Raw genomic sequence first — 15240 nt, 5'->3', positions numbered from 1 at the left:
ATCAACACTTAACTAAAAACTACCAACCAAATAGAATGAAAGTAACGGAACATATAGAAAAGGCCAAGGGAAAGACCTTGTTTTCCTTTGAGTTGATACCGCCCGTTAAGGGAAAGAGCATACAGGAACTGTACGATAATATAGATCCCCTGATGGAATTTAAACCGCCCTTTATTGATGTGACCACATCTAGGGAAGAGTATGTGTATATTGACAAAGGCGGACTTTTGGAAAAGAAGGTGACCCGTATGAGACCTGGAACGGTGGGGATTTGTTCTTCCATTCAACATAAATACCATGTGGATACCGTTCCACATTTATTATGTGGAGGTTTTACTAAGGAGGAAACGGAGTACGTTTTGGTGGATTGCCATTATCTGGGCATTGACAATGTGATGGCCCTCAGGGGAGATTCCATGAAGGAGGAACGATATTTTACCCCTACGGATGGTGGACATTGCTATGCCAAGGAATTGGTGGAACAGATCCGGAATTTGAGTCATGGGCAGTATTTGCACGAGACTATAAACTCTGACGACAATGCCGATTTCTGCATTGGCGTGGCGGGTTATCCCGAAAAGCACTTGGAGGCTCCTTCCTTACAAACCGATTTAAAGCGCCTAAAGGAAAAAGTGGATGCCGGAGCGGACTACGTGGTAACACAGATGTTCTTTGATAATCAAAAATATTTTGAATTTGTGGAGGCCGCCAAGAATTTAGGTATCAATGTACCCATTATTCCGGGAATAAAACCGGTTGCGGTTAAGCGACACCTGCAATTGTTGCCACAGGTATTTCGAATCGATATTCCACAGGATTTGATCGATGCCGTTGAGGCCTGCTCCACGAACAAAGAGGTACGACAGGTGGGCATTGAGTGGGCCATTCAGCAATCCAAGGAATTGAAGGCGGCAGGTGTGCCCGTTTTGCACTACTATTCCATGGGAAAATCAGATAATATTAAGGCCATTGCGAAAGAGGTTTTTTGAGTTAAACGCTTAGCTATAGGACTCTTTAAAGGGGTACAAATACTATTTTCAGTTTTGATTGGGAAATACAATCAACCAATAACTAAAAACTAACAACCAACTTTACTACCTTTGACCCCCATGAAACAGCAATGTTTTTTGTTAATTTCCCTATTGGGAACCCTATGTTTTTCCCAAAATTCGGAAATCAAAAAACATACCTTGGATTTTAGCCAGTTCTATGGCTCTATCCTACTTCATAATCCTGATATTTCCCATCTAATTGCCAACCACCCCGGTGGTTTTATTTTGGGCTACAACCGCAAAACCTATGGGTCGAAAGAATGGGAGGAGCTGTATAACTATCCGGATTACGGGGCCTCGTTTGTTTATCAGGATATGAACAATGCTACATTGGGCAGGAATTTTGGACTGTATGCACACTACAATTTTTACTTTCTTAAAAGAAATATCCAGTTTAGGATAGGGCAGGGGATTGCTTATACCACTAATCCCTATGACAGGGAGGAAAATTTTAGGAACAACGCCTATGGGTCGGATTTTTTAAGTTCCACCTATCTAATGCTGAACTATCACAAGGAAAATATTATTTCGGGATTGGGTTTAAAGGCCGGGGTTTCCGTCATCCATTATTCCAATGGTAATTTTAGGTCGCCCAATACTTCCACGAATACGTTTGCATTAAACCTGGGGTTAACGTATGATTTGGACGGTGGAGAGAAATTGGAATATATAAATACTTCAGATAGGGAAAAGATAAACGAGCCGATACGTTACAACTTAATTTTAAGGGGCGGACTTAATGAAAGCGACGTTATAGGTTCCGGGCAATATGGATTTTTTATTTTTTCGGCCTATGCCGATAAGCGATTGGGGAGGAAAAGTGCCATTCAGCTGGGAGGGGATGTGTTCTTTTCTAATTTTTTGAAGGAGTTAATTCGGTTTCAGGGCACGTCATTTCCTGAGATGGACGTACGGCCCGATGATGATTATAAAAGAGTAGGGGTCTTTTTGGGACATGAACTTTTTATCAATAGCATGTCCGTCATCACCCAGTTGGGCTATTATGTATATTATCCGTTTGATTTTGAAGGGCGTATGTATAATAGGATAGGCTTAAAACGATATTTTGGAGACAAAATGTTTGGTGCCATCACTTTAAAATCACACGGTGCTGCCGCGGAAGCTGTGGAATTTGGCATTGGAATACGGTTATAAGGAATGGATGGAAAAAGGGAACATACTAAAAATGGTTTGATCGGTGCATTCCTTCAAAGGGTCGTATGTCTTTTGAGTATCGCCGTTATTTCCTGTAATTCAGATAATGTTTCGGATTGTTTACAAACGGCGGGTGATTTGGTACGAGAGGAAATAGTGGTCCCTGAATTCAACAAAATAACGGTTTTTGAAAAGGTTGCCTTGGTACTTACGCAAGGGGATGTCCAAAAAGTGGAAGTGGAAACAGGCAAAAATCTTAAGGAGGAAGTTTCTGTATCCCTAGAGGGAGACCGACTCATTCTACGCAATGAAAATGGTTGTAATCTTTTTAGGGAGTACGGATTGACAACGGTTTATGTCACCTCCCCTAACATAACAGAAATTAGAAGTAGTACGGGCCTTCCCATACAAAGCGATGGCGTACTTGCGTATCCAAATCTGACCCTGTTTTCAGAAAGTTTTGTTGTTCCCGAAGCGGAAACTACGGATGGGGAATTTGATTTACATCTTAATACAGAAAACGTAAGTATTGTCGTAAATGGCATTGCCTATTTTAAGCTACGGGGCAATACACAAAATCTCAATGTGACCATTGCCGCAGGAGATTCCAGGATTGAGGCCCAGGAATTGACAGCTCAATCTATTTCCCTAAATCACCGTGGAAGTAATGATCTATTGGTAAATCCGCAAGAATCTATTTCTGGGGTGATACGGGGTTATGGTGATGTTATTTCCTTCAATCGGCCAGAAGTTGTTGAGGTTGAGGAACTATTTAATGGACGGTTGATTTTTAGTGATTAATCCTGTTTTTGAGTATATCGATTTTCCGGAAACATATTAAAAACGTGTTAAAGCCTACCAAACATCATTTTGTTTAATTAATGTTATTTAATTTTAAACAAAAAAGATATGAAATGAGCCAATCTAATCAGAATATTTTTTTCTAAGATTAGTGGTGAATTGCATCTTACCTTATCAATAATAATAAATTTTAAAAGATGAAAAGAAATAGAATACTTCAGTTTACAATAGCACTGGCGTTCATAGGTGTAATGGAAAATGCTTTTGCCCAAGAGATTACCGTTTTTCAAGGTATGTGGGGTGATGAGTTTTATCAGGACAAGGATAAAATGACCTGGAAGGAATTCGGGATGGCCATGGATTCCAATCCGGCTTCGGAAGTTTATTGGTCTAAATCAAAAAAGCAGTATGGAGTGACTTTTGCTGCCGCGACGGCCAATCTGGGCTTTGGTATTTGGTACCTGGTCAGTGAGAATAATGACAATGATACAACGGCCCCCATCATTGGTTTTGCAAGTACGGCCGTAGTAGGTTCCATTTTTTACTGTTTGGCCAACAAGAACAAGAAAAATGCTATTTTGGAATTCAACGATAGTTTGGGAAAGACCACCTATAGGTTAGTCCCTTCCGATACCGGAGTTGGTTTGGCCTTAAAGTTTTGATTCTCGCTAAAATCAAATTTTCAACACTTTTTCCAATTTTTTAAAAAAGTGAGGGAACTTTTCTTTGCGATTTAAATATAATTATTACATTAGCCGCGGTTTTAAAGATTATGACAAAGCAATATTTCTGGAACGGTTTTTATTTTTACTTCTTTTTTAAAAGAGGTACGGGACTGTTGTAGTATGTTGAAAATAATATAATACGAAGGGTCCCGTGAAAAACGGGACTTTTTTTTTAGAATAAAGTCGTGCCAATAAGAATAGCCATACAGGGAATTAGGGGATCTAATCATCATCAAGTAGCCAAGGACTATTTTGATGATGCCGTTGAATTGGTAGAATGTATGTCGTTCGATGCCGTAGTGGACCAATTATTACAAAAAAAAGCGGATAAGGGTATCATGGCCATTGAGAACTCCATTGCAGGTTCTATCATTCCCAATTATGCGTTGGTGCATAGGAACAACCTGCATATAATAGGCGAATATTATCTGAATATCCATCATAATCTCATGGTGTTGAAAGGGCAAAAATTTGAGGATATAAAGGAGGTAAGTTCACATCCTATGGCATTGCTGCAATGTAAGGAATTCTTTAAGGATTATCCGTCCATAAAACTAGTGGAGGATGTGGATACTGCGGAAACCGCCAAGCGCATACACGATCAAAAATTAAAGCATATTGCGGCCATTGCTCCCAAGGTTGCAGCTGATTTATACGATTTGGACATCGTAGCGGACGATATACAGACCATTAAAAATAATTCCACCCGTTTTATCATTGTAAAAACAAAGAACAAGGAACTTCCCAAGGAGGAAATAAATAAGGCTTCGTTGCGGTTTTTGACCGATCACAAACGCGGCAGTTTGGCCACGGTACTGAATGTAATGAGCGATTGTAATTTAAACCTTACCAAAATTCAATCCCTGCCCGTTATCGAGACGCCTTGGAAATATTCTTTTTTTGTGGATGTGACATTTAACAAATACGAGGATTTTGATAAGGCAAAATCGCTTTTGAATATCATGTTGGAAGAGATAAAGGTATTAGGGGAATATAAAAACGCCATGTTATGATTCGAACTGCCAAAAGACTGGAATCGGTTCAGGAATATTATTTCTCCAAAAAATTGAGGGAGGTAAGGGGGCTAATGGCCAAGGGAAGGCCCATTATCAACATGGGTATAGGAAGTCCTGATTTGGCTCCGTCCTCAGCAGTTATCCATACGGTCCAAAATGCCATTTTGGAGGAAGGTGCACATCAATACCAAAGCTATCAAGGATTACCAGAATTGCGCAATGCGATTGCCTCGTTTTATAAAAGAAAATTTGGGGTAGCGGTTGACCCGGCAAATGAGATACTTCCCTTGATGGGCTCCAAGGAAGGTATTATGCACATAAGTATGGCCTTTTTGAACAAAGGCGATGAAGTATTGGTACCCAACCCGGGGTATCCTACCTACACATCGGTTACAAAATTGGTGGAGGCAGAACCTGTTTATTATGATTTGACGGAAGGAAATGGGTGGTTTCCTGATCTGGATATTTTGCAGGCCCAAGACCTGACCAAGGTAAAATTGATGTGGGTAAGTTACCCACATATGCCAACAGGGGCTACCGCTACCAAGGAACAGTTGTCAAATCTTATTGCTTTTGCCAAAAGAAACGATATTTTATTGGTCAACGACAATCCGTATAGTTTTGTATTGAACGACCATCCTAAGAGTATCCTGGCGATCGATGGAGCCAAAGAGATTTGTTTGGAGTTGAACTCCCTGAGCAAAACATTTAATATGGCCGGTTGGCGTGTAGGCTTCGTTTTGGGCAATGAACAATTTTTGGAGGCAGTCCTAAAAGTAAAGAGTAACATGGATTCCGGTATGTTTTATGGCATACAAAAGGGTGCCATAACCGCTTTGGAAAGTTCGGATGTTTGGTATAGTGAGTTGAACGAGCTTTACAAGGAACGAAGGGAACTTATTTTTCAATTGGCAAAAAAATTGGGCTGCAGTTATGATGAGGATGCCGTAGGTATGTTCGTTTGGGCCAAATTACCCATAAGTATAACATCGGCAGAGGAATTTATAGACAATATTTTGTACGATAGGGATATCTTCATTACACCGGGGACTATATTTGGAAGTAATGGCGAAGGGTATATCCGTTTTTCCCTATGTGTAACAAAAGAGAAGATACAGGAGGCTATTTCAAGATTTGAATAAAATGAAGTTGTACAGGTTGAAAAAAATGATAATAACATCAAAATTCCCCTCCTTGGGAGGGGCCAGGGGAGGCTTATGAACGTTTTTGTAATCGGTATAGGATTGATAGGAGGTTCCTTTGTAAAGGATATCAATGCAAAAATGCCAGAGGCCAAGATTTTTGGAATCGACGCCAATCCAGAACATATGCAAGAGGCCATGGCCTTGGGCCTTATTGAACACAAGGCGACTTATGAGGATTTGGATAAGGCCGATTTTGTGTTTGTCAGTATTCCGGTCAATGCCACGGTGAAGGAATTGCCAAAAATATTGGACGGCGTACAGGATGATTGTGTGGTCTGTGACGCGGGTTCTACCAAAGAGCTTATTTGTAAGGCATTGGCGAACCACCCTAAGAGAAGAAATTTCCTGGCTTGCCACCCCATTGCAGGAACAGAGTTTTCCGGTCCTTCAGCGGCCATACATGGCCTATATGAAGGTAAGACCAATATTATTTGCGAAGTGGAAAAGACAGCTTTCAAATTGCAGGAAAGGGCTTTGGAAATCTATCAGTTATTGGGTATGCGCATTCGCTATATGAATCCCAAGGCCCATGACAAGCATATTGCCTATGTCTCGCATTTGTCACACATCAGCTCATTTATGTTAGGAAAGACGGTAATTGAAAAAGAGAAAAACGAACGTGATATTTTTGACATGGCAGGAAGTGGTTTTGAAAGTACGGTGCGTTTGGCAAAGAGTTCACCCGCCATGTGGGCACCCATTTTTGAACAGAACAAGGAAAACGTCATAGAGACCTTAAATGAATACATTCAGAACCTGATGGATTTTAGGGAATTGTTGTTGGTGGATGATTTTGATGGCATTTATAACGAAATGAACAATACGAACAAGATAAAATCAATATTAAAGGGAATACCGATAAATAAGAAGTAATGGAGAACAAGAAAGAAATGAGATCCTGGTTGGATGATATGCATTTGAACCATCCGCTGGTAATTGCTGGGCCTTGTAGTGCCGAGACCGAAGAACAGGTTTTAAAGATCGCACATGAGTTAAAGGATACCGATGTAAATTATTACCGTGCAGGTATCTGGAAACCTAGAACGCGCCCCGGAAATTTTGAAGGTGTTGGTGCCTTGGGTCTAAAATGGCTTCAAAAGGTGCGTGAGGAAACAGGACTGAAAACCGCCACAGAGGTTGCCAATAGGGCACATGTTGAATTGGCCCTGGAGTATGATGTTGATTTACTTTGGGTAGGTGCCCGATCTACCGTAAGTCCGTTCATTATGCAGGAATTGGCCGATGCCTTGGAAGGCACGGACAAGATCGTTTTGGTGAAAAATCCCGTAAATCCTGATTTGGCCCTTTGGTTGGGAGGTATAGAAAGATTGTATACCGCAGGGGTGAAAAAATTGGGAGCTATCCACCGTGGGTTTTCAACCTATGAAAAAAGCAAATACAGAAATATCCCGGAGTGGCAAATGGCCATTGAATTCCAGAACAAATTTCCCGATTTGCCATTGATCAACGATCCATCACATATCACGGGAAGAAGGGACATGATCTTTGATGTTTCCCAAACCGCTTTGGATTTAAATTTCGATGGGTTGATGATCGAGACCCACCACGACCCTGATAACGCTTGGAGCGATGCTGCCCAACAGGTAACTCCAAAAAGATTGGTTCAAATCATGAAGGATTTAAAAATAAGAAAGGAGACCGATGTTGAGGCGGAATACAATTCCAAATTGAGCAATTTAAGGGCCCAAATCGATGTAATAGACAATCAACTGATCGATATCCTAGGAAAACGTATGAAGATTTCCGATAGTATAGGAGCGCTTAAAAAGGAAAGAAACGTTGCCGTTCTACAATCCAACCGATGGAACCAAATTCTAGGCGCTATGATTTTGGAAGGGGAAAGCAAAGGACTCAGTGAAGAGTTTATATTGAAAATGTTCAAGGCAATTCACCAAGAGTCCATTAACCATCAGGAAAAAATCGTAAATGGATAATATAAAAAGCCCGGTCATTGACCGGGCTTTTTATGTTCGTTTTGGGAATAGGTTCAAAATGTATTTTTTGGGGCAATTGTTCTTCAATCCCTAAAGGGTTTACCTTTTAAAAACGAAACGGGTAATAAAAATTCCTTGGCCGTCTTTGTCACCCGCATCGGCCTCAACACCACTGGTTACAAAAACGAGTTCCCAACCCTCCGCGGCCATGGCTGTGAGTTTGGAAGAAATGAGCGCATCGTTGGCGGCAATATTTTGAAATCGGATTCCCGCTATATTATAAAAATTCAGGAGTTTGGTCTCCTCAAAATCCTTTACCCGTATATCTGAGCGGTCCGCTTTGTTCCTTGTATTGTCCTCTTCCGTTTGTACGGTTGCAAATTCCTTATAGTCCCTATCCGCATTACCATCAATAATTCTAGATCTTCCCAAACCGCTGGGCACGATGGATTCAACGGTTGTTATAATTTTGAATTCTTGGGCTTGAGCAGCAATTACCGCCAAAAAAGTAAAGAAAAGGGTGTAAAGTGTTTTTTTCATGATTTTGGTTTTTAAAGGATGAATCATTCGTTTTTCATGCAAATCAAATTTACAATAAACACATGGTAGGTTTTGCAATAAAATACCTGTCTTCTTGAAAAGGATGTATACAAATGGATTCTGAAAGTAATATCGTTTCTTTGTAGTTGGAGTTATTGCCAAAATGGAAGGAACAGTCTATAAATCTACAGGAAGTTGGTATACCGTCAAAGCTACGGACGGATCGTTCTATGAATGCCGGATCAAAGGTAAATTCAGGATCAAGGGGATAAAAAGTACCAACCCCATTGCCGTTGGTGACAATGTCCATTTTGAACTGGACGAAAAAGGCGAGGAAAAGGTGGGGGTCATCAATAGTATAGAAGACCGTAAAAACTATATAATCCGTAAATCGGTCAATCTTTCGAAACAGACCCATATTATCGCTGCCAACCTTGATCAGGTTTTTTTGTTGATTACATTGAACAACCCAACTACCTATACCATATTCATTGACAGGTTTTTGGTTACTGCCGAGGCCTATCAAGTACCCACAGTGCTGGTCTTCAATAAAATTGATACCTACTCCGACGCGGAAAAAAATGAAATAAAATTTTTGGTAGCCCTCTATCGGGAAATTGGATATACCTGTATAGGAATATCGGCGAAGACCGGAAAGAACGTAGACAGGATAAAAGAGATGATGATCGGAAAAACCTCTATGTTTTCAGGGCATTCCGGAGTGGGAAAATCAACCTTGATCAATGCCATTGAGCCTGGTCTGGGCATTAAAACTGCCGAAATATCCCAACAACATCTACAGGGACAGCATACAACCACTTTTGCCGAAATGTTCGATTTGAGTTTTGGCGCGCAGATTATCGATACTCCCGGAATAAAGGGGTTTGGGATTGTGGATATGGAAAAGGAAGAAATAGGCGACTATTTTCCTGAACTGTTTCAATTAAAACAAGACTGCAAGTTCAATAATTGTATTCATATGGACGAGCCCCAATGTGCGGTAAAAACGGCTTTGGAAGATGGCAAGGTTTCCTGGAGCCGATATAAAAGCTATGTACAAATGATAACGGGGGAAGACGAGAATTATAGAATTGACATTCACGGGGAAAGAAAATGAGAACGGTCATTCAGCGCGTATCCAAGGCAAGTGTAACCGTAGAGGGAAAAGTCGTTTCCTCTATTGGGTACGGTCTGCTTATATTGCTAGGCATAGTTGGAGAGGATACTGAAGAGGATATTGATTGGCTGGTCCGTAAAGTGATCAACCTGCGCATATTCAACGATGCTTTGGGTGTTATGAATACATCCGTAATGGAAAGTGATGGTGACATTATCGTGGTAAGTCAGTTTACCTTGCACGCATCTACCAAAAAGGGAAACAGACCTTCCTATATAAGGGCAGCAAAACCGGAAATTGCCATTCCCCTTTATGAAAAATTTATTTCCAGACTGGAGCAGGAATTTGGTAAAAAAGTAGGCACGGGAATTTTTGGGGCGGATATGAAGGTAGATCTGCTCAACGATGGTCCGGTGACAATTATAATGGATACAAAAGATAAGGAATAATGAATATAGACAACGCACAAAAAGCAGTAGATGATTGGATTAAGCAACATGGTGTACGCTACTTTAATGAGCTTACCAATATGGCTCAGTTGACAGAAGAGGTTGGGGAAGTCGCACGGATAATCGCCCGAAGATATGGGGAACAAAGCGAAAAAGAATCCGATAAATTCAAAGACCTAGGCGAAGAACTGGCAGATGTCCTCTTTGTGGTGCTTTGTTTGGCGAACCAGACCGGTGTAGATTTACAACAGGCATTTGATAAAAAGTTAGATTTGAAAACAAAGCGCGATCATGATCGCCATCACAACAACAAAAAGTTGAAATAATACTATCTTTGGCGTTCGTTTTTAATACCATTTATCTTGAAAATCCACCTCGCCGGCCCTAACAATACAGTACTTAAAGATACGATCAAAATAACGGGTTCAAAGAGTGAATCCAACCGCTCACTTCTATTATCGGCATTATACCCCGGTATTGAAATACAGAACCTTTCAAATTCTGACGATGCCCACGTCATGAAAAACGGGCTAATGCAAAAAAAGGGAACGGTGGACATTCACCATGCGGGTACCGCAATGCGTTTCCTTACCGGCTACTTTGCGGCCTTGGAGGGAAGCGACGTAATCCTGACCGGATCTAAAAGAATGACGGAGCGGCCCATAAAAATACTGGTGGATGCCTTGAACGAATTGGGGGCCGATATTTCCTATGTAAATGAAGAAGGATACCCGCCCCTTCGCATCAAAGGGAAAAAGCTTGCCAAAAATCAAGTAAGCCTACCGGCCAATATTAGCAGCCAGTATATTTCTTCGCTCTTGCTGATCGCGCCCAGTTTGGAAAATGGTCTCGAGTTGGAGCTGGTGGGTAAAATTACCTCGGTTCCCTATATAAATATGACCTTGGGATTATTGAACGAAATTGGAATTGAAACTAGTTTTCAAGAGAATACGATTTTGGTAAAACCAAAAGCATCGGTCAACCTTACTGCCTTGGTGGTTGAGTCGGATTGGAGTTCCGCATCTTATTTCTATAGTATTGTCGCATTATCGGACGTGGGTTCTGCAATAACCCTATCGGCCTATAAAAAGAACAGTTTACAAGGAGATAGTATTCTTCAGGAAATATATACGGATTTTGGGGTGGAGACCTCCTTTGGTAAAAATGAGATCACGTTGAAAAAAGTGTCGGATACTCATAATTCAGTTATTGACCATGATCTTGCAAATGCACCTGATATAGCCCAAACAATCGCGGTCACGTGTTTTGGATTGGGAATGGGTTGTCACCTAACCGGTCTTCATACCCTCAAAATAAAGGAGACGGACAGATTGGAGGCATTGAATACGGAGTTGACAAAATTAGGGGCGAATATTTCAGTTACTGACAAGGCACTCACGTTAATTGCCTCCCGTACCATAAACAAGGACGTTGCCATAGACACGTATAACGACCACAGAATGGCCATGGCCTTTGCTCCCCTGGCACTAAGGACTTCCCTGGTAATCAACGATGCCATGGTGGTTACAAAGTCCTATCCCGATTTTTGGAAGGACCTGGAAAAGCTACATTTTAAGGTGCGGGAATTATAATTGATGTTTTACTTGACAACCCCCTGTTGTGGTTCGTATATTTGCAGCCGCAAAAAGCGGTGCAAAAATTATACTAAGAAGTGGCCTTAAAAATTCTTTTGAAATAATTTTTTGGGAAGAAACATCTAGTGTTGGCGGTCAATAAAAAAGAAATACATGAAATTATCCAATTTTAATTTTGAGCTTCCAAAGGAGTTATTGGCCGAACATCCGTCAGAGAATAGGGATGAGTCCAAATTAATGGTCATAGACACCAAAACAGGTAAAATTGAACATAAAATGTTCAAGGATATGATCGATTATTTTGATGAGGGGGATATAATGGTCCTTAACAACACCAAAGTATTTCCGGCACGTTTATATGGTAACAAGGAAAAAACAGGTGCCCGTATCGAAGTATTTCTTTTACGTGAGCTCAATGAGGAGCAACGTCTATGGGACGTTTTGGTGGATCCTGCCAGAAAAATCCGTATAGGGAACAAGCTTTATTTTGGTGATGATGAAACCTTGGTTGCAGAGGTCATTGACAATACCACTTCCCGCGGTAGAACGTTAAGGTTTCTATACGACGGGGCATATTTGGATTTTAGAAGAAAATTAAGGGAACTGGGCGAAACCCCGCTTCCCAAATATATCAAGAGGGAAGTGGAACCGGAAGATGAGGAAAGATACCAGACCATCTATGCCAAACATGAAGGTGCCGTAGCGGCTCCAACGGCAGGACTCCATTTTTCAAAACATCTGTTGAAAAGGTTGGAAATAAAGGGTGTTAATTTTGCCGAACTTACCTTGCATGTGGGCTTGGGTACATTTAATCCTGTTGAGGTAGAAGATCTTTCCAAGCATAAAATGGATAGTGAGGAATTGATCATTGATGAAAAGGCTACTGAAATTGTCAACAATGCCATTGCCAAGAAAAGACGAATATGTGCCGTGGGGACCACTGCTATGAGGGGATTGGAGAGCGCGGTCTCATCCAATCGTACCTTGAATACGTTTGAAGGTTGGACGAATAAATTCATTTTCCCTCCGTACGAGTTCAGTATTGCAAATTCGATGATTACCAATTTCCATTTGCCAAAATCGACCTTATTGATGATGATTTCAGCTTTTATGGGCCACGATTTAATGAAAAAGGCATATAAGGAAGCCATTATGGAAGGTTATAGGTTTTACTCTTATGGCGATGCCATGCTCATTTTAAGATAACTTTCCCCAACTTTTGAGGAGATAAATAAGAAGGGTCCCGCTTTATCATTATTTTGAAAAGCGGGATTTTTGTCGATAGCGATAAAACCATTCCAAAAATGAGAATGGTATTACACCTTTTATGGAAACAAGGAAGAAGGACATAAGGGCATTGACCAGGGACCAACTAAGGGATTTTTTTGTTTCCCAAGGGGATAAGGCCTTTAGGGGCAACCAGGTCTATGAATGGCTTTGGCAAAAATCCGCCCATTCCTTTGATGTAATGACCAACTTGTCAAAGACGACCCGCGATATGTTGGAAAGGAACTTCGTGATCAACCATATCCAAGTGGACCAAATGCAACGTAGTTCAGATGGTACCATTAAGAATGCCGTACGTCTGCATGATGATTTGGTGGTGGAGTCTGTACTCATTCCTACCAAAACAAGGACCACGGCCTGTGTGTCCAGTCAGGTGGGTTGCAGCTTGGATTGTAAATTCTGTGCCACGGCCCGCTTAAAACGCATGCGAAACTTGAATCCCGATGAAATCTATGATCAAGTAGTGGCCATTGATAACGAAAGCCGATTGTATTTTGATAGACCCTTGAGCAATATTGTTTTTATGGGTATGGGCGAACCCCTCATGAATTACAACAATGTATTGAAGGCCATTGAAAAAATCACCTCCCCAGAAGGTTTGGGCATGTCTCCAAAACGAATTACCGTTTCCACTTCTGGCGTACCCAAACTGATCAAGAAAATGGCGGACGATGCCGTAAAATTCAAATTGGCCGTATCCCTTCATTCTGCCATAGACGAAACCAGAACATCGATAATGCCCTTTAATGCCACATTTACCTTGGCCGACCTTAGAGAGGCACTTGTGTATTGGTATCAAAGGACCAAAAGTCGCATTACCTATGAATATGTGGTCTGGGAAGGTATCAATGACCAACGAAAGGATGTGGACGCCTTGGTGGAATTTTGCAGGTTTGCACCATCCAAGGTAAACCTTATCGAGTATAATCCCATTGATGACGGGGATTTTCAGCAAGCTTCCAATACTGCCATTGAAATGTATGTGGAAACCTTGGAAAGGAACGGCATTACGGTTACCGTTAGAAGATCAAGGGGAAAGGATATTGACGCTGCCTGTGGTCAATTGGCAAATAAATCGTAAGGTTTATAGTTAAAAGTTAAAAGCGAAAGTTGTTTTTTTGTGACCAATGACCAATGACCAATGACCACTGACCACTGACCTCTTAATGTCAATTTTATAGTTAAGAATTATAAGTTTTTAGCTAAAAGTGATTTCATATAGAACCTGAAACCTGAAACATATGAAAGCAGCTAAAAGAGAAGAGTTATTACTTTAACCAACACCTAATTCCCACCCCCTAATTACCGCTCACTGAACTCTTTTCCCTAATTTTGAAATTCTAAGCCAAACTGCTTGAAAATAGTATCACAAATAAAGGAACCGATCAACCGGGAAATGGATCTTTTTGAAACCAAATTCCGGGATTCAATGGTTTCCAAGGTGGCTCTTCTCAATAGGATTACCTATTATATAGTTAACAGGAAAGGCAAACAAATGCGACCTATGTTCGTATTTCTTGCCGCTAAATTATTGAACAATGGGGAAGTCAACGAACGTACCTATAGGGGTGCATCTGTGATCGAATTGATACATACGGCTACTTTGGTACATGATGACGTGGTGGACGAAAGTGATAAGCGCAGGGGCTTTTTCTCCATAAACGCACTTTGGAAAAACAAGATTGCCGTTCTGGTTGGGGATTACCTATTGTCCAAGGGACTGTTGCTTTCCATTGATAACGGGGATTTTGATTTACTCGGAATTATTTCCGTTGCGGTAAGGGAAATGAGCGAAGGGGAACTGCTTCAAATTGAAAAGGCCCGAAGGTTGGACATTACCGAGGAAGTGTATTATGATATCATTCGCCAAAAAACGGCCACATTAATTGCTGCTTGCTGTAGCCTGGGCGCCTGTTCCGTAAAGCCCGATAGTCAGGATGTGGAAACATTTCGGAAATTTGGTGAATTGTGCGGCATGGCGTTTCAGATAAAGGATGACCTTTTTGATTACGGGGAAGAGAAAATTGGCAAACCAACGGGAATCGATATCAAGGAACAAAAAATGACCCTTCCCTTAATTTATGTCTTGAACAATTGCTCCAAAAAGGAAAAAAACTGGTTGATAAATTCGGTCAAAAACCACAATAAGAATAAAAAACGGGTAAAGGAAGTCATTGCTTTTGTCAAGGAAGTTGGGGGCTTGGAATATGCCGTTGCCAAAATGCTCCAATTTAAGGACGAAGCCCTTTCATTGCTACATCAATATCCAAAATCGGATTATCGGGATTCCTTGGAGCTTATGGTAAATTACGTTGTGGAGCGTAAAAAATAAGGTTTTTAATT

At 41.0% G+C, this 15240-nt stretch carries 16 protein-coding genes; 15 read left to right on the top strand and 1 reads right to left on the bottom strand.

The annotated features are described in order from the left end of the window. Positions 1-35 precede the first annotated feature (35 nt). The 8 genes from metF to BFP75_RS05785 all read left to right on the top strand — a co-directional run bounded on the left by metF (position 36) and on the right by BFP75_RS05785 (position 7909). Positions 36-989, top strand: a complete 954-nt coding sequence (metF, locus tag BFP75_RS05820) for a methylenetetrahydrofolate reductase [NAD(P)H] (RefSeq protein WP_099544199.1) — start codon at positions 36-38, stop codon at positions 987-989. A gap of 120 nt (positions 990-1109) precedes the next feature. Then, entirely contained in the window at positions 1110-2207 is a 1098-nt protein-coding gene (locus BFP75_RS05815; RefSeq protein ID WP_099544197.1) for an acyloxyacyl hydrolase, read from the top strand. Positions 2208-2210: 3 nt separating this feature from the next. Further along, on the top strand, positions 2211-3008 hold the full coding sequence (locus tag BFP75_RS05810) for a head GIN domain-containing protein (protein ID WP_099544195.1): 798 nt from the start codon (positions 2211-2213) through the stop codon (positions 3006-3008). A gap of 197 nt (positions 3009-3205) precedes the next feature. After that, positions 3206-3670 carry a hypothetical protein gene (locus tag BFP75_RS05805; protein WP_099544193.1) on the top strand — a complete coding sequence of 155 codons (465 nt, stop codon included), beginning with the start codon at positions 3206-3208 and terminating at the stop codon, positions 3668-3670. A 248-nt stretch (positions 3671-3918) separates the two neighbouring features. Then, a complete protein-coding gene (locus tag BFP75_RS05800; protein WP_099544191.1) occupies positions 3919-4746 on the top strand; it encodes a prephenate dehydratase in 828 nt (275 codons plus the stop codon). Then, on the top strand, positions 4743-5891 hold the full coding sequence (locus BFP75_RS05795; RefSeq protein WP_099544189.1) for a pyridoxal phosphate-dependent aminotransferase: 1149 nt from the start codon (positions 4743-4745) through the stop codon (positions 5889-5891). The genes BFP75_RS05800 and BFP75_RS05795 overlap by 4 nt, the downstream gene beginning before the upstream one ends. Before the next feature lie 75 nt (positions 5892-5966). Further along, the gene (locus tag BFP75_RS05790) at positions 5967-6827 is read left to right on the top strand and encodes a prephenate dehydrogenase (protein ID WP_099544187.1); all 861 of its coding nucleotides are present in this window, start codon (positions 5967-5969) and stop codon (positions 6825-6827) included. After that, the gene (locus tag BFP75_RS05785) at positions 6827-7909 is read left to right on the top strand and encodes a bifunctional 3-deoxy-7-phosphoheptulonate synthase/chorismate mutase type II (protein ID WP_099544185.1); all 1083 of its coding nucleotides are present in this window, start codon (positions 6827-6829) and stop codon (positions 7907-7909) included. The genes BFP75_RS05790 and BFP75_RS05785 overlap by 1 nt, the downstream gene beginning before the upstream one ends. A gap of 99 nt (positions 7910-8008) precedes the next feature. On the opposite strand, the gene BFP75_RS05780 is transcribed toward BFP75_RS05785, so the two are convergent. Then, the gene (locus tag BFP75_RS05780; protein ID WP_099544239.1) at positions 8009-8449 is read right to left on the bottom strand and encodes a hypothetical protein; all 441 of its coding nucleotides are present in this window, start codon (positions 8447-8449) and stop codon (positions 8009-8011) included. Between the two features lie 163 nt (positions 8450-8612). Between BFP75_RS05780 and rsgA the strand changes: the two genes are divergently transcribed. The 7 genes from rsgA to BFP75_RS05745 all read left to right on the top strand — a co-directional run bounded on the left by rsgA (position 8613) and on the right by BFP75_RS05745 (position 15229). After that, positions 8613-9566: a ribosome small subunit-dependent GTPase A gene (rsgA, locus tag BFP75_RS05775; RefSeq protein WP_099544184.1), complete on the top strand. Its 954-nt coding sequence runs from the start codon at positions 8613-8615 to the stop codon at positions 9564-9566. Continuing rightward, positions 9563-10015 (top strand): D-aminoacyl-tRNA deacylase, encoded by a 453-nt coding sequence (gene dtd, locus BFP75_RS05770; protein WP_099544182.1) that lies wholly within the window; start codon positions 9563-9565, stop codon positions 10013-10015. The genes rsgA and dtd overlap by 4 nt, the downstream gene beginning before the upstream one ends. Then, positions 10015-10341, top strand: a complete 327-nt coding sequence (locus tag BFP75_RS05765) for a nucleotide pyrophosphohydrolase (RefSeq protein WP_099544180.1) — start codon at positions 10015-10017, stop codon at positions 10339-10341. Before dtd ends, BFP75_RS05765 begins: the two co-directional genes overlap by 1 nt. Before the next feature lie 36 nt (positions 10342-10377). Continuing rightward, a complete protein-coding gene (locus tag BFP75_RS05760) occupies positions 10378-11607 on the top strand; it encodes a 3-phosphoshikimate 1-carboxyvinyltransferase (RefSeq protein ID WP_099544178.1) in 1230 nt (409 codons plus the stop codon). Between the two features lie 156 nt (positions 11608-11763). Continuing rightward, positions 11764-12816, top strand: coding sequence for a tRNA preQ1(34) S-adenosylmethionine ribosyltransferase-isomerase QueA (gene queA / locus BFP75_RS05755; protein WP_099544177.1), 1053 nt, complete (start codon positions 11764-11766; stop codon positions 12814-12816). A gap of 121 nt (positions 12817-12937) precedes the next feature. Next, positions 12938-13978, top strand: coding sequence for a 23S rRNA (adenine(2503)-C(2))-methyltransferase RlmN (rlmN, locus tag BFP75_RS05750; RefSeq protein ID WP_099544176.1), 1041 nt, complete (start codon positions 12938-12940; stop codon positions 13976-13978). Between the two features lie 273 nt (positions 13979-14251). Continuing rightward, entirely contained in the window at positions 14252-15229 is a 978-nt protein-coding gene (locus BFP75_RS05745; RefSeq protein WP_099544174.1) for a polyprenyl synthetase family protein, read from the top strand. Positions 15230-15240: the final 11 nt, after the last annotated feature.

This window comes from Maribacter sp. 4G9 (assembly GCF_002742265.1).
Lineage (GTDB): Bacteria > Bacteroidota > Bacteroidia > Flavobacteriales > Flavobacteriaceae > Maribacter.
Note: the sequence above shows the minus strand (reverse complement) of the source record. Positions and strands in the feature narration are given on the sequence as shown.